Origin of the sequence: Streptomyces lanatus, assembly GCF_014655715.1 — a bacterium.
Lineage (GTDB): Bacteria > Actinomycetota > Actinomycetes > Streptomycetales > Streptomycetaceae > Streptomyces > Streptomyces lanatus.
In genome coordinates, this window is record NZ_BNBM01000020.1 from 1 (window position 1) to 19,364 (window position 19,364).

At 67.4% G+C, this 19,364-nt stretch carries 21 protein-coding genes and 1 pseudogene; 12 read left to right on the plus strand and 10 right to left on the minus strand.

All coding sequences use genetic code 11. The features are described from left to right. The 5 genes and pseudogenes from IE325_RS37615 to IE325_RS37635 form a co-directional block, all read left to right on the plus strand. Positions 1–145, plus strand: a pseudogene (locus IE325_RS37615) (dihydrolipoyl dehydrogenase); the annotation flags it as partial. Between the two features lie 184 nt (positions 146–329). Next, positions 330–1,220, plus strand: a complete 891-nt coding sequence (sigJ, locus tag IE325_RS37620) for an RNA polymerase sigma factor SigJ (RefSeq protein ID WP_190074661.1) — start codon at positions 330–332, stop codon at positions 1,218–1,220. Between the two features lie 199 nt (positions 1,221–1,419). Next, positions 1,420–2,340 carry an NADP-dependent oxidoreductase gene (locus tag IE325_RS37625; protein WP_190074662.1) on the plus strand — a complete coding sequence of 307 codons (921 nt, stop codon included), beginning with the start codon at positions 1,420–1,422 and terminating at the stop codon, positions 2,338–2,340. 23 nt (positions 2,341–2,363) lie between these two features. After that, on the plus strand, positions 2,364–2,819 hold the full coding sequence (locus IE325_RS37630; RefSeq protein WP_190074831.1) for a cupin domain-containing protein: 456 nt from the start codon (positions 2,364–2,366) through the stop codon (positions 2,817–2,819). Between the two features lie 120 nt (positions 2,820–2,939). Then, positions 2,940–3,398: a carboxymuconolactone decarboxylase family protein gene (locus tag IE325_RS37635; protein ID WP_190074663.1), complete on the plus strand. Its 459-nt coding sequence runs from the start codon at positions 2,940–2,942 to the stop codon at positions 3,396–3,398. A gap of 28 nt (positions 3,399–3,426) precedes the next feature. On the opposite strand, the gene IE325_RS37640 is transcribed toward IE325_RS37635, so the two are convergent. The 4 genes from IE325_RS37640 to msrA form a co-directional block, all read right to left on the minus strand. Beyond that, a complete protein-coding gene (locus tag IE325_RS37640; RefSeq protein ID WP_229912300.1) occupies positions 3,427–3,918 on the minus strand; it encodes a molybdenum cofactor biosysynthesis protein in 492 nt (163 codons plus the stop codon). A gap of 132 nt (positions 3,919–4,050) precedes the next feature. After that, on the minus strand, positions 4,051–4,446 hold the full coding sequence (locus IE325_RS47290; protein WP_491590976.1) for a four-helix bundle copper-binding protein: 396 nt from the start codon (positions 4,444–4,446) through the stop codon (positions 4,051–4,053). 79 nt (positions 4,447–4,525) lie between these two features. Continuing rightward, complete coding sequence (locus IE325_RS37645) at positions 4,526–4,918, minus strand: DUF2267 domain-containing protein (protein ID WP_190074664.1); 393 nt, start codon at positions 4,916–4,918, stop codon at positions 4,526–4,528. Between the two features lie 86 nt (positions 4,919–5,004). Next, positions 5,005–5,559 carry a peptide-methionine (S)-S-oxide reductase MsrA gene (gene msrA / locus IE325_RS37650; protein WP_190074665.1) on the minus strand — a complete coding sequence of 185 codons (555 nt, stop codon included), beginning with the start codon at positions 5,557–5,559 and terminating at the stop codon, positions 5,005–5,007. A gap of 244 nt (positions 5,560–5,803) precedes the next feature. Here msrA and IE325_RS37655 point away from each other — a divergent pair, with 244 nt between their 5' ends. Then, positions 5,804–6,721, plus strand: a complete 918-nt coding sequence (locus tag IE325_RS37655) for an NADP-dependent oxidoreductase (protein WP_190074833.1) — start codon at positions 5,804–5,806, stop codon at positions 6,719–6,721. A 128-nt stretch (positions 6,722–6,849) separates the two neighbouring features. On the opposite strand, the gene IE325_RS37660 is transcribed toward IE325_RS37655, so the two are convergent. Then, the gene (locus IE325_RS37660) at positions 6,850–7,233 is read right to left on the minus strand and encodes an SsgA family sporulation/cell division regulator (RefSeq protein WP_190074666.1); all 384 of its coding nucleotides are present in this window, start codon (positions 7,231–7,233) and stop codon (positions 6,850–6,852) included. A 726-nt stretch (positions 7,234–7,959) separates the two neighbouring features. After that, a complete protein-coding gene (locus IE325_RS37665; RefSeq protein WP_190074667.1) occupies positions 7,960–8,511 on the minus strand; it encodes a hypothetical protein in 552 nt (183 codons plus the stop codon). 233 nt (positions 8,512–8,744) lie between these two features. On the opposite strand from IE325_RS37665, the gene IE325_RS46365 reads away from it, so the two are divergent. Beyond that, positions 8,745–9,344, plus strand: a complete 600-nt coding sequence (locus IE325_RS46365) for a TetR/AcrR family transcriptional regulator (protein ID WP_373315303.1) — start codon at positions 8,745–8,747, stop codon at positions 9,342–9,344. A gap of 265 nt (positions 9,345–9,609) precedes the next feature. After that, positions 9,610–10,431, plus strand: coding sequence for a lipase family protein (locus IE325_RS37675; protein WP_190074668.1), 822 nt, complete (start codon positions 9,610–9,612; stop codon positions 10,429–10,431). Between the two features lie 200 nt (positions 10,432–10,631). On the opposite strand, the gene IE325_RS37680 is transcribed toward IE325_RS37675, so the two are convergent. Then, positions 10,632–11,303, minus strand: a complete 672-nt coding sequence (locus IE325_RS37680) for a Type 1 glutamine amidotransferase-like domain-containing protein (RefSeq protein WP_190074669.1) — start codon at positions 11,301–11,303, stop codon at positions 10,632–10,634. A 328-nt stretch (positions 11,304–11,631) separates the two neighbouring features. On the opposite strand from IE325_RS37680, the gene IE325_RS37685 reads away from it, so the two are divergent. Continuing rightward, on the plus strand, positions 11,632–12,303 hold the full coding sequence (locus tag IE325_RS37685; RefSeq protein ID WP_190074670.1) for a formylglycine-generating enzyme family protein: 672 nt from the start codon (positions 11,632–11,634) through the stop codon (positions 12,301–12,303). Between the two features lie 367 nt (positions 12,304–12,670). Next, complete coding sequence (locus IE325_RS37695) at positions 12,671–13,258, plus strand: hypothetical protein (RefSeq protein WP_190074671.1); 588 nt, start codon at positions 12,671–12,673, stop codon at positions 13,256–13,258. Positions 13,259–13,361: 103 nt separating this feature from the next. Here IE325_RS37695 and IE325_RS37700 read toward each other — a convergent pair whose 3' ends face one another. The 3 genes from IE325_RS37700 to IE325_RS37710 are packed head-to-tail and all read right to left on the minus strand — an operon-like array spanning position 13,362 to position 16,854. Next, a complete protein-coding gene (locus IE325_RS37700; protein ID WP_190074672.1) occupies positions 13,362–14,399 on the minus strand; it encodes a ComEC/Rec2 family competence protein in 1,038 nt (345 codons plus the stop codon). Next, the gene (locus IE325_RS37705) at positions 14,399–15,679 is read right to left on the minus strand and encodes a hypothetical protein (RefSeq protein ID WP_190074673.1); all 1,281 of its coding nucleotides are present in this window, start codon (positions 15,677–15,679) and stop codon (positions 14,399–14,401) included. The genes IE325_RS37700 and IE325_RS37705 overlap by 1 nt, the downstream gene beginning before the upstream one ends. After that, the gene (locus tag IE325_RS37710; protein ID WP_190074674.1) at positions 15,676–16,854 is read right to left on the minus strand and encodes a caspase family protein; all 1,179 of its coding nucleotides are present in this window, start codon (positions 16,852–16,854) and stop codon (positions 15,676–15,678) included. Before IE325_RS37710 ends, IE325_RS37705 begins: the two co-directional genes overlap by 4 nt. Positions 16,855–17,126: 272 nt before the next feature. On the opposite strand from IE325_RS37710, the gene IE325_RS37715 reads away from it, so the two are divergent. Both IE325_RS37715 and IE325_RS37720 read left to right on the plus strand, forming a co-directional pair. After that, positions 17,127–18,119 carry a threonine ammonia-lyase gene (locus IE325_RS37715; RefSeq protein ID WP_190074675.1) on the plus strand — a complete coding sequence of 331 codons (993 nt, stop codon included), beginning with the start codon at positions 17,127–17,129 and terminating at the stop codon, positions 18,117–18,119. A gap of 323 nt (positions 18,120–18,442) precedes the next feature. Then, positions 18,443–19,300, plus strand: a complete 858-nt coding sequence (locus IE325_RS37720) for a MerR family transcriptional regulator (protein ID WP_190074676.1) — start codon at positions 18,443–18,445, stop codon at positions 19,298–19,300. Positions 19,301–19,364: the final 64 nt, after the last annotated feature.

Consider the following 19,364-nt stretch of genomic DNA (forward strand, 5'->3'; position numbering starts at 1 on the left):
GGTCGGCGAGGCCCAGCTGATCTACAACTGGGAGGCGCTGCCGGCCGAGGTCGCCCAGCTCGTCCACGCCCACCCGACGCAGAACGAGGCGCTCGGCGAGGCCCACCTGGCCCTGGCCGGCAAGCCCCTTCACATTTCCGACTAGTTGCGGCCTCATGGCGGACCGGCTCCACTTCTCCGCCGCCTGATCCACCTGAGCAGCCGGGCGGACCGTGCCTCCCCCCACGGCCCGCCCGGCACCCCGTCTCCGCGCGAGCAAGGAGTTCGTCATTGATCTCGGGTTCGGATGGCTACGCTGGGTTCGCAAGCCGGAGGAGGTTGCGATCTGCATGCGTGACGGGAACGAACCCCGACGGTCTGAGCGGGAGGACACGCTCGGAGCCGGGTGGGAGGCCTACCGGCCTGCGGTTTTCGGTGTGGCCTACCGGTTGCTCGGGAGCGTGGCCGACGCCGAGGACGTGACCCAGGATGTGTGGCTGCGGGCCGCCGGAGCGGATCTGCAAGACATCGCTGACCTGCAAGCTTGGCTGATGACGGTGGCCGCGCGGCGGTCGTACGACATTCTCAAGAGTGCCCGGTTCCGACGGGAGACCTATGTCGGACCGTGGCTGCCGGAGCCGCTGCTGACGGGTCCGGACGCGTCGCAGCCGGTACTCGTCGACGAGTCCGTCAGTTCCGCGATGCTCCTGATCATGGAGGAGCTGTCCCCACCGGAGCGGGTGGCCTTCGTCCTGCACGACGTCTTCGGGCTCGAATTCGGCAAGATCGCCGAAGTGCTGGACGTTTCCGTGCCCGGCGCCCGCCAGCTCGCCTCGCGGGGTCGACGCAGGGTGGCCAAGGCGAAGGAGTCCACTCCGCAGGCCTCGAAGGCGGAGCGTGAACGCATCCTCGCGGCTTTCCGTGCCGCGTACGAGGCCGGGGACATGGCCGGCCTGGTGGGACTCCTGCATCCGGACGTCGTCTACGTCACCGACGGCGGCGGCAATGTCTCCGCGGCCCGCAAGCTCATCCACGGCGGCGAGCGCGTCGCCGAGGTCATGGTGCGTGTGGGGCGCCAGTGGCATCCGGACCGCATCGACTTCGCCGAGGTCGGTGGCGAGCTGGCCCTGGTCTTCTACCGCGAGAGCCGGGTCTACTCCGTGGACACGGTCCAGATCACAGACGGTCTGATCAGCGCGTACCGCCGGGTCATCAACCCCGACAAACTCATGCGCGTCTAGCTGTCACACCCGGAGGGGCTGCCTCGTCTCCCTGGTGAGAAAGCAAGACGGGCGACAAAGGGATGCGCGCAGGCAGATGAGATCGACCGTGCGAACACGGCATACATCCGCCTGCGGCGACTTCCCGTGGACGAGCCGCCATGAGCCCTGCGTGTGAACGGGCCATGGGCTTGAGTCGCCCCTCCCAGTAAGGACCTGTATGCAAGCCATCACTGTGCAAGACCGTGACGCCGGTCTTGCAGGGATGTCACTGACGGACATGCCCTACCCCCACGCGGCCGAGAACGACGTCGTCGTGCGAGTGCACGCCTCGGGCTTCACACCCGGCGAGTTGGACTGGCCGGCGACGTGGACGGATCGCGCCGGCCGCGACCGGACGCCGAGCGTACCCGGGCACGAGCTGTCCGGTGTCGTCGTAGAGCTGGGGTACGGCACCACCGGCCTGAGCGTCGGACAGCGGGTGTTCGGAGTGGCCGACTGGGCCCGCGACGGCACGCTCGCCGAGTACACCGCGGTGGAAGCCCGCAACCTCGCCCCGCTGCCGGCGGACATCGATCACACCGTGGCCGCCGCACTGCCGATCTCCGGACTGACCGCCTGGCAGGCCCTGTTCGACCATGGCCGCCTTACCGTCGGCCAGACCGTCGTGATCCACGGTGCCGCGGGCGGCGTCGGCTCGCTCGCGGTACAGCTCGCCCGAGAGGCCGGAGCCCACGTCATCGGCACCGGCCGTGCCTCCCACCGGGACAGGGCACTCGACCTCGGCGTCGACACCTTCCTGGACCTGCAATCCGAGAAGTTGGAGGACGCGGGCCAGGCCGACCTCGTGTTCGACGTCATCGGCGGCGACATCCTCTACCGGTCCGCCGCCCTGGTACGCGCCGGCGGCACGCTCGTCACCATCGCCACGCCGCCCAAGGTCCAGCCCAAGGAGGGGCGGACGGTCTTCTTCGTCGTCGAACCCGACCGCGCCCGGCTCACCGATCTGGCCCAGCGGGTAAGGGACGGCCGACTCAGGACAACCGTCGGCGCAGTGCGTCCCCTTGCCGAAGCAGCCGCCGCGTTCGCTCCCGGAACGCCGACCGCCGGCAAGACAATCATCCGCGTCACGGAAGACTGAACAGGAGCCCGATCGTGATTCGAATGCGGATCGCCGGTGGCCTGCTGGCCGTTGCCACATTGACCGCGGCCACGGCCTGCTCGCCCACCGACCAGCCGGCTCACGCACAGGCTCCTGCCTCGGCCGCGACGACGAGCCACCCCTCCGAAACACTGACCCCACTGCTCGAGCAGGCCCTTCCCAATGTGAAGGGCAAGACATTCACGTCATCGGTCGTCGACTTCCCGCCCAACGCACGCGCGACACCGCACCGGCACGGCCAGGCCTTCGTCTACGCCTACGTTCTCGAAGGTACTGTGCGCAGCAAGCTCGGCGACAAGCCCGTCACCACCTACCACCAGGGCGAGAACTGGGTCGAGCAGCCGGGCGCCCACCATGTCCTCACGGAGAACACCAGCCGGACCGAGCGGGCCAGGCTTCTGGTCGTCTTCGTCTCCAACACCGGGGACGAACTCAAGGTGGACGACGCGAAGTCGTAACGCGGGGACACGCGACAGACGACCGGCGGGGCACGAATCCGGCCCTGCCGGAACACAGTTGGCCACACCAAGGCGCGCCTCAAGGGCGAACGCAGGCCACACGCACGCATTGAAGGAACCATGACTGACATCGCACGAGTCAACATCGGCAAGCAGCACCCGTCCGCATACAAGGCGCTGTTGGCCCTGTCGTCGGAGGTGGAAGAAGCTGTGCATGCGGCGGGTCTGGACCCCCTCCTGATCGAACTCTTGAGGATCCGCACCTCGCAGATCAACGGCTGCGCGTTCTGCCTGCGCATGCACACTCGCGACGCTCTCAAGAAGGGCGAGAACCCCGATCGGATCGCCGTGCTCCCAGCATGGGAAGAGACCGGCTACTTCTCCGAGACCGACCGAGCCGCCCTCCGCCTGACCGAGGCGATCACGCGCGTGCCGGACGGACACGTCAGCGACGAGGACTACAACGTTGCCGCGGCCGTCCTCACCGCAGACCAGATCTCGGGAATCTCCTGGCTGGCAACCGTGATGAACGCATTCAACCGCGTCGCGATCACCAGCCGGTATCCCGTGAGCGGTTGACCTCGCCGGGCCGTGTACGGCTGTCGAACTACTTCCGCACGCGCGGCCCGATCACGCGGAAGTCCGCATCGCCGACACGGAGCACGCCGTCCGACAGCGGCGTGCACCGTACACCGCCTTTGCCGCGCAGCGCGCGCTGCGCTCCCGGCCCGATGACGGCGTCCATCCATGCACAGGGCCGGGCCGCGCGGTTGAGGGCGAACACGACGGGGCCGTGGCCGGTGTCGAGCTCCACGATCTGATCGAGGTAGGCGTCGATGTCGATGCCACGGAGCAGGATGTTCCGGCGCGTCATTCGGAGGTCGACAGCCGGATTGATGCTGGTGGGGAGGTTCTCTTCCGCCATGATGGTCACAGACGCGTCCCGGTGAGCCGGCTTGGCGAAGTACCGATCGCCGACGATTCCGAGGTGGCGGCGTACGTGAACCTCCTGCACCAGCCCGCCGACGGGGTCTGATGCCGGCCCTTGAGCAGGCCGCCCGGAGAACCGGTGCACCGGCGACACGAGGAGCTGTACCACCTGTACCCCGTCCCGCGCGACGTGTGGGGAACTCAAACCGAGCCGGATCCTTTCTTCCTAGCGAGCGCTGAGGCACATCCTCCTTTGGCCGGGACCTATTCTCCTCCACCGCACCAGATTCCGTCGGTGCCGCTACGAAGAACTCGGAAGCACCGCCAGGAGTCGTCGGCACGCCTCCTCACACCGTCGGCAGGCTTCGGCGCAGATGCGGCAGTGTTCATGGTGTGCAGCATGCAGTTCGCACTCCTCGGCACACGCGATACATGAGGCAAGACATGCCTCGACCGCAGTCCGGGTGACCGTCAGGTCGACAGTTGTGCGACGCGACAGGACGGTCGTCGTGGCGGCACACACGTCAGAACAGTCGAGGTCGGACCGTATGCACTTGAACAAAGAGACGATGTCAGGCTCCGCCATGCAGGCATCGGCACACGCAGCGCAGGCCTGGAAGCAGGCGACGCATGCCTCGATGCACTCGATCAACGCGTCACCGAAGACCGGCCGGGGGCCTGGGTAGGAGTCGGCCATTTGTCTGACGACCAAAGACACGATGAGATCCTTCCGTTCGTCGGTAGCACCGTGGTCCGCAGCGCGTCGTCCCTTCGCTTCAGGCCGCCGTGAGCTCGGCGCGGCCGAAGAGCAGGGCGTAGCCAGGGGGAAGCCGGGCGATGATGCGACGGATGAGCTCCTCGCCGGCGAGCTGGGCCACGACGCGTAGGACGGTGCTGGTGTTCCAGCGGGTGGTGGCTGTCGTGCCGCCCGTGCGGGACGCCAGGTCTTTGACGAAGTCTCGGCCGGTGAGAGGTTCGGCGGCCGGGACTTCGGATACGAAGGAGACAGCCGCCTCATGGGGCAGCCTGGCGACAAGCTCCTCTCGCTCATCGCCTGTGAGCTGGCGCCCGAAGGCGGCCAGCACGGTGCGCACGACCTCCTCGGCCTGTGCACGGGTGGGGTACGCGCCTTCGTACCGCACCTTCTCCAGCACCTGCTCGAATGTCATGCGCACAGCTTCTGCTGGCAAATCATCAGTGACGTCGTCGCCCTTCTCGTCCGGCGTGGTCGCGGCACCCATGGGGCAGGGTTCCCTCAGTCAGATGTTGCAGCGCGCCTGGGCAACACCCAGTCCTTGCGCGGGAAGTGGCACGTATAGCCGTGCGGGTACTTGACGAGGTAGTCCTGATGCTCGGGCTCCGCCTCCCAGAAGGGGCCGGCCGGCTCGATCGTAGTCACGGCCTTACCCGGCCACAGACCTGACGCGTCGACATCCGCGATCGTGTCGCGAGCGACCCGCTCCTGCTCGGGAGACAGGGGGAAGATCGCCGAGCGGTAGCTCGTGCCGATGTCGTTTCCCTGGCGGTTCAGGGTCGACGGGTCGTGGATCTGGAAGAAGAACGCCAGGATGTCGCGGTAGGTCGTCTGCGTGGGATCGAAGACGACCTCGATCGCTTCCGCGTGGCCGGGGTGGTTGCGGTACGTCGCGTGGTCGTTCTCTCCACCGGTATATCCGACGCGCGTGCCCAACACGCCGGGCTGCCGGCGAATGAGGTCCTCCATACCCCAGAAACACCCGCCGGCCAGTACGGCCGTCTCGCTGTTCGGTTCGCGGGTGATCTGTCCGTTGTCATGAATTCCGCTGGTCATGATGTGTGCTCCTCTGTGTTGAACGATGCACTTGTGTCCATCTCATAGGCGCCGATCTTCCGCGCGGTCTTACCGACGACTTCGCTTTGCGCCTCCGCTTCTCACTGCCCTCGCGCCCCACGCCTTGTCGTTCAGCGTGGTAAGACACCGGAATCCGGCGTCGCTATTACTCGTAAACCGAAAATGCCGTGCCAGCATGGACTGGATATCGTGCAGGCATGGACCGGATGGCGGGAGGTGCCGCATGAAGGCGATTGTGGTGACGGATCAGGCCGCGGGAACGGCCGGGATGACGCTGGTGGAGCGGCCCGAGCCGGAGGCGGCGGGGAACGACGTCCTCGTTCGGGTTCACGCATCAGGATTCACTCCCGGTGAACTGACGTGGCCCTCGAACTGGACCGATCGCCTCGGCCGTGACCGGACGCCTTCGATTCCCGGACACGAGCTGGCCGGAGTGGTCACCGCCCTCGGCTACGGCACGACGGGACTGTCGGTGGGACAGCGGGTGTTCGGCCTCACGGACTGGACTCGCGACGGCACACTGGCGGAGTACGCGGCTGTCGAGGCACGCAACCTCGCACCGCTGCCGGGCGATGTCGACTTCACGGTGGGCGCGTCTCTGCCGATCTCCGGCCTGACCGCCTGGCAAGGGCTGTTCGTGCACGGCCGCCTACAGGCGGGGCAGAGCGTCCTCGTGCATGGTGCGGCCGGCGGAGTCGGATCGATGGTGACTCAGCTGGCGCGCGAGGCGGGTGGGTACGTCATCGGCACCGGTCGCGCTGCCGACCGTCAGACGGCACTCGACTACGGCGCGAAGGAATTCGTCGACCTCGACAACGACGACCTGGACGACATCGATGGGGTCGATTTGGTGTTCGACGTCATCGGCGGAGACATCGGCAAGCGGTCCGCAGGCGTGATTCGCGCCGGAGGAACGCTGGTGACCATCGCCGGTCCGCCCGAGGCCCGGCCGGCTGACGGCCTGGCGATCGACTTCGTCGTCGAGTCCGATCGCGCCCAACTGGGTGAGATCGTCCAGCGGGTCCGGGATGGTCGGCTGCGGACGAACATCGGTAACGTGGCCCCCCTCGACGATGCCGTCGCGGCCTTCAACCCGACCGACCGGCCCAAGGGCAAGACGATCATCCGCGTCCGCCCATAAGGGCTCAGGAACAGTGACCGGGCCACGTAGGTCAGCGTCGGCTGCGTGGCCCGGTCACTCATGTGCCCGGGCAGATGGCGGTCGCCGCGCCGGTCCTGGTGACTGGACCTTCCTCGGTGGTGGTGGATTCACCGGTCGTTGCGCAGTCGTCGTACTACGGCGTCCCAGTCGATCAGACCGCTCTCGGTCCCCATCGACACCAGGCCGAAACTGTCCGAGACGAGCCAGACGTACAGCTTCGAGAACGGAACCTCCAGCAGCGCCGTTTCCCCCGCCTCCTTGAGGAGGATGCGCAGTTGTCCGCCACCACATCGGCAGCAGGGTGGCCAGATCCGGACGCTCCCCAGGCCGGCCGGACGCCGAATGCCCTCCCACAACAGCTCGCGTGACAACTCCCAGACGACAGGGGGGAGATCGGGGGACCCGCTGGGGAATGCGAGGCTCACGACATACGGGTCGCTCATGCGGTAGATGAACCGCAGCCGGAGCGTGAGACAGGAGTCCTGGCCCATGACGACGTGACAGTCCAGTTAGAGTTCCGTCGTTCCGGAGTCGGCAGCGAAGCCACCGCCCTGGACTATGTGGTCTGTGGACACGGGCCCTCCAGGGCGTCAGCGAGCGGCTGGGGACGCCGTGATGATCGTGCCGGCGTCGCTTGGGTCCCGACCCGCCGGGGATCCGGCGGACCACGGCGGCGATGTGGGCGGCGTCGCGCCAGGACGACAATGGGGGCGGACGATTGTGCCCATGGAAGGACGGGGCTCCTTCAAGGAGTGGGCGCTGAACGGTTGGGTGCGGTCGGCCGTGACCGGGGTCGTTCCGTCGTATGGTGCGGAGTGTCTGGATCGCGAGGGTATGGGCACTCGATCTCCTGGATTGCTGTCACGTCTGCCTCTGCGGGCCGTTGTCCGTCACTGGCAGTCCGTCGTCCGCCCCGCCCCTTTGCGGGGGTCGGACTGCTTCGTTCCTCACGCGTCTTCTGGTGCCAGTCTGTTTCCAGTCGACCAACGCTCGATCTACAAGTCGTCTATGTCCCATGGAGACGGCCGCTCCGACCGCTGGTCGCACACCATCAACTCGTACGTCTGCGGGAGACAGATGGGGCACCACTGTCCGTTCCGCCCTCCGCACCGGATGCGGTCCGGCACGAGAGGAGCAGCGTCCCGTCCCCGCCGGGAGTCAGACAGGCGGCAGCTCCCGCAGGAGCGCCGACCCGAGCGGGGTCGGCGCATACGTGGCTACAGAGAGACGACGGTGCTCGTGGAATACCGGGTGTGAACGACCGTATGCCGGGCCGGTTCGTCACGGGTGTGCGGGTTCTCCCGTCGCGCACTGACGCACCAGCCGCGCACCCTCGACCGGCCGGTCGGCCGGAGTCGTATGGCATTGGGCGGTGGGCGCGCACTGGCCTTGGAGGCGGGAGAGCCCGCGAAAATGATCCAGTCGAGAACCACCAGGTCGTAGACGGTCAGTGTCGCGAAGACGAGCGCCGCGCAGAGTGCCGCGGGCAAGAAGGTCAGACCGTCGTCCAGCGCCGCGTCCAAGCCGATCATTGCTGCCGTCAGCAGGGGAACACCACACGCCCCCCAGACGACCATGCCGACGAGCCCTGCTACCCGTCGGCCCCGTGCACTCTTGGGCTTGCCGTACCGCTCCTGGATGGCCGGTGGATAGTCGTCGAGAAGGAAGTCCCGGCTGGTCGCTACCCCAGCGAATGTCGCCGCGGTGAACAGGACGCTCAGCACCAGCCCATACCCGACGCCGTACCTGATGATCAGCGACCACTGCATACGCATCCTCCAGACAGAGTCTTCGTGGGCCTTGCCCTATCTCTCTGCTCATGATCCTTAAAGTCAACGAACCGTGAAGTTCAAGAGCTCGCTACGATTGACCGCGTGCCCAACGGACCAGACACCGGGCCGCCGCCACCCCGGAGCCACCACTCGCCGTCGGGCGCCGCAGACGGCCCGAGTTCCGCAAGGGACGGCCCACCCTGACCAGGGAGAGGATCGCCCGCGCGGCTCTGGAGCTCCTCGGGGACACAGGCCCGGCCGACCTGACCATGCGCAATGTGGGTCAACAACTCGGTGTGTCGCCGCGTGCGCTGTACAACTACGTGGCCGATCGCCGCGACCTGCTCAGCGAGATCGTGGCCGCCTGCCAGGCCGATCGACCCGCGCCACGGCTCGATCCCCGGCGATGGCGGGAGAGCCTGCGTACGTATTGCCGGGAGTTGCGCTCTTGGTATCGGGCCCATCCAGGGATGCTGGCCCTCGCCCGCGCCGAGGATCTGACCCCGTTCGCCGCGCCGGACATGCTGCGTGCCGACGACGCGTTGGTGGCGTTCTTCCTCGCCATCGGGTTGCGGCCTCAAGACGCCCACCGGGCCTGGTCGATCACCGTGCTACACGTGGCCGGGTTCGCTGAGGTGTGGGACGCCTGGCACGATCGGCCGCCGGCCGGGGCGGATCCGGCGGCGTGGACAGGGATCCCGCCGCTTACGCCGGACGAGGAACTGCCGCACCTGCGGCGCGTCGTGGCGGAGTCCTCCGTCGAATCGCCGGATGCGCTGTTCGAGACAGTGGTGACCATGCTGATCGTCGGGATCGAGACGATGCTGTAGGTGCACCAGCGCTCACGTTCGCGCTGCCGCACGCCCGGTGACGCCTTGTGGGTCCATGGTCTGGTGGCTCAGGTGGTTCGAGAGCGACCAAGCCCGATCGGCATCGCGGCAAACGCGTACGGCGCCTTGGGTCCGACGGGTGAATTCGGTACGGGGCGCAGGCTTCAAGCCGTGTCGGACCTGTGGTCGTCGTGGACGGGCGATACGACGGGCGTAGCTCTCGCCCTGCGAAGCGACCCTCCGTCCGACCGTAGAAAGGGAACCCGTGACCGCTCCTGTCGCCCTCGATCACCGCGCCTCCGGTTACAGCCTGGAACACGCCTACTGCCTTGCTCGGGCATGCGCACTGGCCTACAAGGACCAGCCCACCATCGAGCGGCAGGCAGCCGACTGGGGCTTCGACCGGGTACACCACCACGAGACGCGGTTCACCCCGCCGTTCCCGCTCCAGGACACACAGGCGTACACGCTGGTCAGCGACCACATGATCATCACGGCCTTTCGTGGCACGGAACCGAACCAGATCAAGGACTGGCTGACCGATGCCACGACGCCGCCGCGGCGCGGACCGGACGGCACGGGATTCGTCCACTACGGCTTCGCCGAGGCCCTGGACTCCATCTACCCGGATGTCATGGCCACCCTCCAGGAGTCCCGCACCAACGGCCAGCGCGTGTGGTTCACGGGGCACAGCCTCGGTGGAGCGCTGGCCATGCTCGCCGGCGCGCGTATGTACCTGGAGGAGCCGCGTCTGGCGGCGGACGGTGTCTACACCTTCGGCCAGCCTCGCACCTGCGACCCCGCGCTGGCCGCCGCGTACAACACGGGTTACAAGAACCGGATGTACCGCTTCGTCAACAACAACGACATCGTTCCGCAGCTGCCGCCGGAGCCCGTCTACACGCACGTGAACTCCCTGCGGTACATCGACTCGCACGGCAGGATCCGCGAGTCCATGCCCCTGATCGGCGCGCTGGCCGACCGGGTGAGCGGAATGACCGCGGACCTCCTCGCACCGGCCAGTGACGGCGTGCGGGACCATTTCATCGACAGCTACCTGAAGGTCCTGGAGAGAAACCTGGGCTAGGGCGCCAGCGGACACAGCGGAGTTGGGCGGTCGAGTTGGCCCTCTACGAGCTTGCGACGTACCCCGTGACTCACGTGCTGTACGCGCATGTGACCGGTGTGGAAGGGCTGCCCGGAGCCGGAGGTTCCGGGCATGGTCTTCGGCCATGAGTCGGCAGCAGGCGGGCATGGACGAGCTGGCCGAGCGCTGGACGGCGCCCCCTAAGAGGGAAAGTGCCTCCACCTCCCCTCGGAGACGATCTCGACGGTGCCGTCGATCACCTTGATGGCGGTGTCATCGTCGATCGCGTACGCCGGACCCGGGATGCCGGCAGCCCATCTTTCCGCGTCGGCCGTGCTGTTCTCCGGCAGCAGTTCGTGGTCCAGGTGCGGGAAGATCGAAAAGTCGACGATGCCCAGCGTGCTGTCGTCACCGGTGGGCGGCTTCCACTCGACGAAGTCCTCCCCGATACGGGGAGTCATCACCATGCTTCCGGCGCTCAGGCCCACCCAGACCGTCTCGTGCAGCGACGGCAGGAGGTCCGCCAGCCCGGACTGCCGCATCCAGTGGCACAGGTACAGGGCGTCGCCGCCATTCACCAGCAGGACGTCCGCCTCCCGGACCCAGCAGGTCCAGCGTTCCTCGTCGATGCTGGGCAGCGCGGTGAGCTCCAGTACTCCCAGGGACTTCCACCCCAGCTCACACATGGGTGTGGAGGGGGACTGTCCGCTGACGAAACGCCATGCCCCGGCAGGAGTGCCCTGGGGGTGCCCGTATGCCGCGGTAGGGATGCACAGGGCGTTCGAGGCGGCGATCGGTTTGCCCAGCAGGCCGACCAGCGCGTCGTGGATGCTCGGGTTCTTGATGCCTGCGGACGTGAGAAGCAGCTTCAAGATGCCTCCTGATTCGAGTGCGATGGAGCGGTCTGACGTGTAGACCTGGGGCCACCGCGATACTCATCGCTGCTGAACGGGGCAAGACTTCCTGCACCAGGCCGCGGCGTTCCCAAGCGATGGGCTCCGCCCACCCTGGACCGCTCGTCCGGCCTCCAGCACGGGCCGGCTGTCGGGCGAATCCGGACCTGCGGCGCCCCGCCACAGGCGAAGTGACCTATGCCTGGGGAGTCTCGGTGAGCATGTCTGTCCCACCCCTGGGCGCAGGGTGGGGAGATTCAAGGCTCTGTCCGCAGTTTCGTGAAAGCACCGGTAAGATCGTCTGCTCATGGATGCGAGTGCGGGGCCCGAGATGATCCCGGTTCCGGCCAGGCAGGTCACGCTTTCGGACCGGCGGACACAGCGGAGTTGGGCGGTCGAGCTGGACCCCTACCAGCTTGGCACGTACCCCATCACCCAGGTGCTGTACGCGCAGGTGAGCGGCGAGCGTCCAAGCACCGCCCGTGGGGACCATCTGCCCGTCGAGGGCGTCTCCTGGTGGGACGCGGTCCAATTCTGCAACGCCTTGTCGCAACGTAAGGGGTTCACGCCCGCCTACCGGCAGGTCGGCGGCGAAGACATTGAATGGGACGCATCGGCCGACGGGTACCGGCTGCCAACCGAAGCGGAGTGGGAGCACGCCTGCCGGGCCAGTACGGCGGGACCGCGTTATGGCTCCCTCGACGAGATCGCCTGGCATCGCGGCAACTCGGTGGAGACCATCCACGAGGTGGGAGTCAAGCGCCCCAATCTCTGGGGCTTTCATGACATGCTCGGCAACGTGTGGGAGTGGTGCTGGGACATCTACGACCCCGAGGTCTACGGCACCTACCGAGTTCTGCGAGGCGGCGGCTGGTTCGACGAGCACTGGAGCTGCCGGGTCTCTGTAAGGCGTCGCAGTCACCCCACGTTTCGGGTCGACGACGTCGGATTCCGCATCGCTCGTTCCGTGACGCGCTGATCCACGGTGCCACCTGGCGACCGGTCGGGAGCCGTGGTCGCGCGACATCACAGATCGGTGAGGGTGCGAGTCCGGAGCAGGTCGAACGAGGACAGGCCTCAGATGTGCGGTCGGGCAGCACGTCCACGAGTCGGCCGGTTTCGACGTCGACCAGTACGGTGCCGTAGGTGGAGCCCTTGCGGAGGGCGAACTCGTCCGCGCCCTCGACCGCAGCCAGCCTGCCAGACCGGTGTTGGAACGCAGCTTGCTCAGGGCGATGACCTGATCAACGCGCAGCGTGCTGCCCGGGAGGCTCATGACGCCGTCACGAGCCGCTCATTAACCTCTGAGGCCGAGGCGTCAGCTTGGGCAGCGAGAGGAATCACCTGTGTGCGACGAGCGGTTGGAAGCGTTCTCCCGGGAGCGGCTGGGCGGGCGCCCCGTGCCAGAGGATGTACGCGTGCTGGCGACCGCGCAGTGGGAGGGACGCGGACACCCTTTCGAGCAGCTCGGCATCACCGTTTTGGAGCCCGGTGCCCTGCATCCGCTGACCGATCACAGCTATCTCAGTGAGGAAGAGCGCGCCGATCCCGACATCATGGCCAACTGCGCGGCATCCGAGCAGATGGCCACGTATCTGAAGGCGGTGGCCCAGGACGAGGACGGCAACTTCTACGGGTACTGGCTACACCCGCAGCAGCGGGAGACGCAGCCGCCGCCGGTCATCAAGGTCGACACGGAGTTGACATACTCGGAGTTGGGCGGGCGTACCTTCTCCGAAGCCTGCTTGTACGACATCGCCTTCGACGATGACGAGCTGTTCGTGACGGTGGCCGCAGAGCTTGCGCAGCTGGACATACGCATTCCTGCCCGTTCCCGCGAGGATCTGGACGTCCTGTCCGTCGATCCTGCCCCGGAAGACATGCACATGAGACTCTTCTACGCCGAGCAGGAGAGGCTTGGGCGGCGGGACTAGGTGATGATCGCGTCGACGAGGCCGAAGAGGGCGTCAAAGACGGTGACGTGACGCTCACCCCTGACCTGGGACCGTACGCGAAATCACTGGACCAGACACCGCGTCAGAACTCGATGGTGACGAAGCCGTCCCGGTTGGCCGGTGCCTGCAGCACGCGGTATCCGAACTGTTCCCTGAGGCTGGCGAGGTCCCAGTTCGAGGCTCGTTCGCGGTAGTTGAAGACCAGGTCCTTCGTGGCTCCGCCGTGCTTGAGGATGCGGGCGATGGCGATGTCGTCGGGGTGGCCGTGGACTTTTCCGTTGGTGGAGATCAGGTAGCGGTCGCAGTCGAGGAGGGCGAGGAGGTCGTTCGAGAGGTTCTTGGCGCTGCCGTGGTGGGCGACTTTCAGGGCGTTGACGGGCAGCCGGCCGCCCTCGGCCTCGGCGCGCGGTCGGACGGAGGCAACCAGCCGTGGGTCGTCGGCGTCACCGGTGAGGATGATCCGGGTTCCCTCGAACTCGAACAGCAGGCCGATGCTGGTCGGGTTGGTGGGGGAGCCGTCGCGCTTGAACGGCGCTGCGGCCAGCTGGTCGACATTGATCGCGCCGAAGTGTTCGATTCCAGGCATGGGTTCGCGCTCCATGGGGTCCACGCCCGGGATCAGACCGGCCTCTTCGCACTTCGTCCGCCATGTGGGGATCAGTGACTCCAGCAGGTGACGGTCCGGTGCCAGCACTTCCATGGTGGATCCGTCGTCGAACCAGGTCAGCGGATGGCCCACCTCGACACTTCGGCCGTCGAATGCCTTGTTCCAGGGGAGGTTTTGGGCGATGAGCGCGGTGGTGAGCAGTTCTCCGTCCACCGCGCCGAAGATCTCGCGGTCGTGGAGATGGTCGAAGCCGTTGAACCATACGTCCCCGAAGTCCACGGGGCGTTCGGGGTCGTCGAGCAGGGCCAGCACCCCGAGGATGTGGTCCTGATCGACATGAGTCACCACGAGCAGGTCGATCTCGCCGCCCAGCTCGGTGAGCAGCGGTTTGATCCGCTGGTAGGTGCCACGCCGTCCGCCGTCGACGAGAACGCGCCGCGTGAAGTCGTCGTTGCCGTACTCCAGGAGCAGGCAGTCCCCGTCTTCCGCGGGCAGCATCGTGAGCCGGATCATCAGGTACTCCTTTGCCGCAGATCGAGGATCAGGAACGGCTCGCGCATGTCGGCCAGCCAGGACAGCCTGCGCACCTGGTCGAGCCGGCCCACGCAATCGGTGTCGTCGGGGAAGGCGGACAGGCCTTCGACGAGCCAGGCGAGCCCGAGTGTGTAGAACGGGATGCCACGGTCGAACGCCTCGATCAGCCCATCCCGGGCCTGCTTGCGGCTCTCCGGGCCCCGGCGCAGCAGCCGTACTGCTCGCAGGATCGCCCCGTCGCCCAGCCAGGGGACGTTGTCGGAAAGCCGTTTCAGCCAGGGATCCCAGTACGTCTCGCCCCGCGTGTGGTCGGTGCCGATCAGGACGTAGGCCGCGGCCGCCGCGGCGAGCGGGTTCTCAAGTCGAGTGTGGAGCTGCGGCTCGACATCGGCGAAGAGCCGCGCCGCGGTGTCCAGGGCGCCCTGCGACATGTAGGCCAGCCCTGCGCCGACCTCCGGGTCGCGGACGGCCACGGAGACAGCACTGCCGGTCGGGCTCTGGCGCAGGTTGACCAGGACCTCGACCTCGTAGGCCTCCCAAGGCAGCGGAAGGGTGACCAGGCGTACGGATCCGCCGGCCTCCACGACCAGGAACTGCCGCTCGCAGATCGGCTCGCCCGGGGCCGCCACGGGGCCGTTCGGGCCGAACCGGTACAGCGGCGTGACCGCCTCCCCGGGCACGTCGGGCGCGGGCAGTGTGCGGGGTCCGCTCGTGGCGATCAGACGGGCGAGTCCGGGGGTGTCGCATTCCAGCTGGAGCATCGAAGTGAACGACCAACTCGGGGGAGTGGTGTCACCGATCCACGTGATGATCGGGGTCGGGCCCACGGTGCTCTCAGGAAGCACGGCGTCCGGCCGGGACGCGGGGGCGACCATGGACCGGGAGGCGACCGACTCGGCGAGGGGGATCGTGGCCGGGCTGTGGTAGACGCTGCCGGGCTCGATGTTGCCCATGAGGTACTGCCAACTGTGCGTCTCGTACGGGGAGTCCGTCAGTACGAAGTCCACGGGGGTTTCCTCGCCCGGCACCACCACGGCGTTCTGCGTCAGCACCATCCCGGACGGCAGGGCGGCCGACACAACGTAACGGCCGGGAGCCACAGGGTACGAGATGGGCTCCGGGGACGTCCCGCATGGGATCAGGATGCCCCGCCGGGTGTCGCCGGTTGGACCGGCCGGACGGATGTCACCGACGATCACCGCATCATTGGACTCCCCCGCCGAGGAGAGGAAGAGCCTGACGGAGAGCGCGGTGCTCATGGCCTCGCCAATCCGATGCGGAACAGCGGAGGGCGTGCGTCGAGTTCGTCCTTGCGTACGTCCGTGGGGCCGAGAACGGCCTCGACCCGGTAGCGGCCGAGCGGCAGGAAGAGGGCCCACTCTCCGAGGTCGGGTTCATCGCCCGGGCCGGGCGGCTTGCGGCGCCGCACCGGATGCCCGCTGCGCCGGCAGACGAACTCGGCGAGCGCATTGTCCTCTTTGGGCCTGCAGCCGATGTACACCGGGACGACCGGATCCTTCCGCAGCTCGTGGAAGTCGAAGTCGAACGACTCAGGGCTCGCCGGTACCGAGCTTCCCGCGAGAACGCCCGCGAACGGAGGCTCCTTCATGAACCGGCTGATGGCGTGCATGAGGGTGATGGTGGACACCCGCCAGACGCGGCCCTCCGTGTTCTCGCTGCCGGAGCCGTCAAAGCTCCGCAGCAGTGCGTCGGTGAACAGACTTACGCTGCCGGCGCGGGCGAAGGACTCCTCGCCGTGCAGTGTCGCGAAGTAGACGGCATGCTCCCGCCTCACGAATCCTTCGGGTCGCTGGTTCCCGGCGATCGGGACCCGGCCGAGAGTGTCTGTGCCCACCTGCTTCACAAGGGCGTCGGATCCGGCCCGGCAGGCGTCCACGAAGAACACCTGCTGTGCGGCCCGGCAGCTGTTGAGCCCTCTCGCCAGCGCCTCGAAGTGCAGCGCTCCGTTCAGCGGGCTGTTCTGGTCGGCGAACATGTCCGACGCCATCAGGGAGGTGTCGAGCCCGAGCGAGACACCGTGACCGCAGAAATAGAAGACCAGCCGGGCCTCGTCGTGGTCGCCGCGGGCCTTCCACTCCCTGACGGCGGCCTCGATACTGTCGATGGTCGCCCCTGCCACGGCATGCTGCTCCTGCGTCCTGGGGTTGACGAAGGGAGCGGGAGCCGCCTCGCTCAGCAGGAGTGCCAGGCTCCCCAACGGCCGGGCCTCGTCGTGGTACTCGTTGATCATCCAGCTCGCGAACGTGCGTGCCGAAAGGGGCGGCGAGGACAGCTGCCGCATCCCGACGGCGCCCGGATGACTCGTGGGTGCAGGCCCATCGTGCAGGTGCGCGTACGCTCCGACACCGATGACGAGGGCGTGCGTGGACGAGAGTCCGGTGTTCGCGTCCAGATGCACGAGGAAACCGGCCATGGAACCTCCACGCGACGTAGCGAGCAGGCCGGTATGAGGCTTTTCCTATATTCTAAGAGTAAATATCTCGTATGTCCCTCGGGGGATTGCGTCCCTCGGAGGCCCCTGATGGATGCGGACTTGCCTTCGGGTTCGGTGTGCGGACCGACCCTGCTGAGACATACGGCTATCTGCGGGTTGGCGCGTTTTGTTCGCGGCGGTCGACGGTCGGCGGTCGGGTAGGAGAAGGAGCTTCGCTGGGAACAGCGCCCGCGACGCTACGCTTCGGTGTCGTGCAGGAAACGCGCCTCGACACTGCTCGGATCCGGGCGGCCCGCCCGGTGATCGACCCGATTTTTCTCGACAGTCCGCTGTACCCCTGCGAAGCGTTGGAGCCCGTGCTCGGGTGCACGGTGAGCATCAAGCTCGAAACGGCCAACCCGGTCCGCAGCTTCAAGGCCCGCGGCACCGAGCTCGTGGCGAGCATGCTCGCCGACAACGGCCCGCGAGCCGTGGTGTGCGCCAGCGCCGGCAACCTTGGCCAAGCCCTCGCTTGGTCCGGTCGCGGCCGGGGACTCGACGTCACCGTCGTGGCGTCCCGCTTCGCGACTGCGGCCAAGCTCGATCGCATCCGCGCATTGGACGCCAGGCTGGAACTGGTGGACGGCGACCACGAGATGGCACGCGAGCGGGCCGCGGCCATCGCGCGCCGCGACGGAATCCGACTGCTCGAAGACAGCCTGGACGTCGAGACCTGCGAGGGCGCGGCGACCATCGGCCTGGAACTGGTCGACACCGCGCCGGCGTTCGACACCGTCCTGATCGCTCTCGGCGGCGGGGCACTGGCCACCGGCGTGGGTCATGTGATGAAGGCCTTGGCTCCCGAAGTCGAGGTGATCTGCGTCCAGCCGCTGGGCGCACCAGCGATGACACACTCGTGGCGGAGGCGACGGGTCGTCACCACCGACTCGACCGACACCATCGCTGACGGCGTCGCCGGCCGGCGCCCCATCCCGGCCGTCCTGAACGACCTCCTCCTGGTCGCCGACGACGCCGTCCTGGTCCAGGAGACGTCGATCATCGCCGGGATGCGGATGCTCCTCGACCATGCCGGCCTCGTCGTCGAACCTTCGGCCGCGCTCGGCCTCGCGGCGATCCTCGAAGACCGCGACCGCTTCGCCGGCCGACACGTGGTCACCATCGTGTGCGGCAGCAATGTCGACGTGGACGCCTATCACCGCTGGGTTCGTGTTGAGCGCAGTGCTTGGCCGACGGCTGAGTTCTGAGAGGGTTCTTGAGCGGATGAGCGAGCGGCTTGCCGAGGAGCGGGCCTCGGCCGGGCAGGTGGGCGACCGGGTGGTGATGATGATTCCGCACCGCACGTCCAGCGTGGCGGAGACCCTGCTCCCGCCGGACGACCAGCGCATCCTGGCCGCCGTACGGGAGGTTACCGGGCGGCCGGTCATGGCTCGGCGGGTTGGCGAGGTGCGGGGGTGGACGTACCTTGACGGTGCGGGAGCGCGGGGCTCGCCTACAGCAGCGGTTTGCATGTGTCGTAGCGGCATATGGTCCAGTAGGCGGCGAGCACGACATTGAGAGGTTCCCTCGTATGCCCCTTCCTGCGATTCCCCGCCGGGTCAAGATCGGCGATGCCGCCGCGTTCGCCGGGACCACACCCCGCGCCATCCGCCATTACCACGCCATAGGGCTTCTAGCTGAACCGGAACGCGGCAGCGACGACCGTCGGCGATACGGATACGACGACATGATCCGCCTGTTGTGGATCCGCAAGATGGCTGATGCGGGTCTCTCCCTGGACGACATCCGGGCCGGCTTCGAGGGCGCCACCGGCATCGAGCAGTCCCTGGCCCAGCTGGAGGAGTCCCTCGCCGCCAAGGCGGCCGCCATCGAAGTCCAACGGGCTGCTGTGCACCGGCTCCGCAAAATGGGCAGCCCCCTGGGTCTGCTCTCACCGCTGGTCAGCGGCCGTCTGCATGATCTGGCGCCCGGAGTCCCACGCTCCACCGATCTCGATACCCTCCTGGTCACGGAGCGTGTCCTCGGCCCCCTGGGCGCCGCCGCCCAGGCCGACCGGTTCATCGTCCTGGCCACCCACCCCGAACTGCGGGCCGAGGAGGACCGCCTGGCCGAGGCTGAGGCGGACCTGGACGACACCGTGTCCCCCGACGACCCCCGCATCGAAGACCTGGCCGCCCAGCGGTGTGCTCATGAGACCGCCCTGGCAGCCGCCATCGACAGATCCGGCCTGGACGAGGCCCTCGACGTCCTCCTGGACCAGGAGGACGAGCACGCCGGCGAGGAAGAAGGCGAGGCGAGGATGAGCACGTTGGAGGCCATCGGCAAGATGCCGTACGACTTCTCCCCGGCCCGCGTCCGGTACGAGGAACGTGTCATCGAGCTGCTTCACTCGGCCGATCAGGACGGCGACACCTCACGGGCCTGCTGACGGGCCGTCGGTGTACGGGACGAGCCCGAACAAGGGCAACCCGGAACGGTGCGCCATGAACATA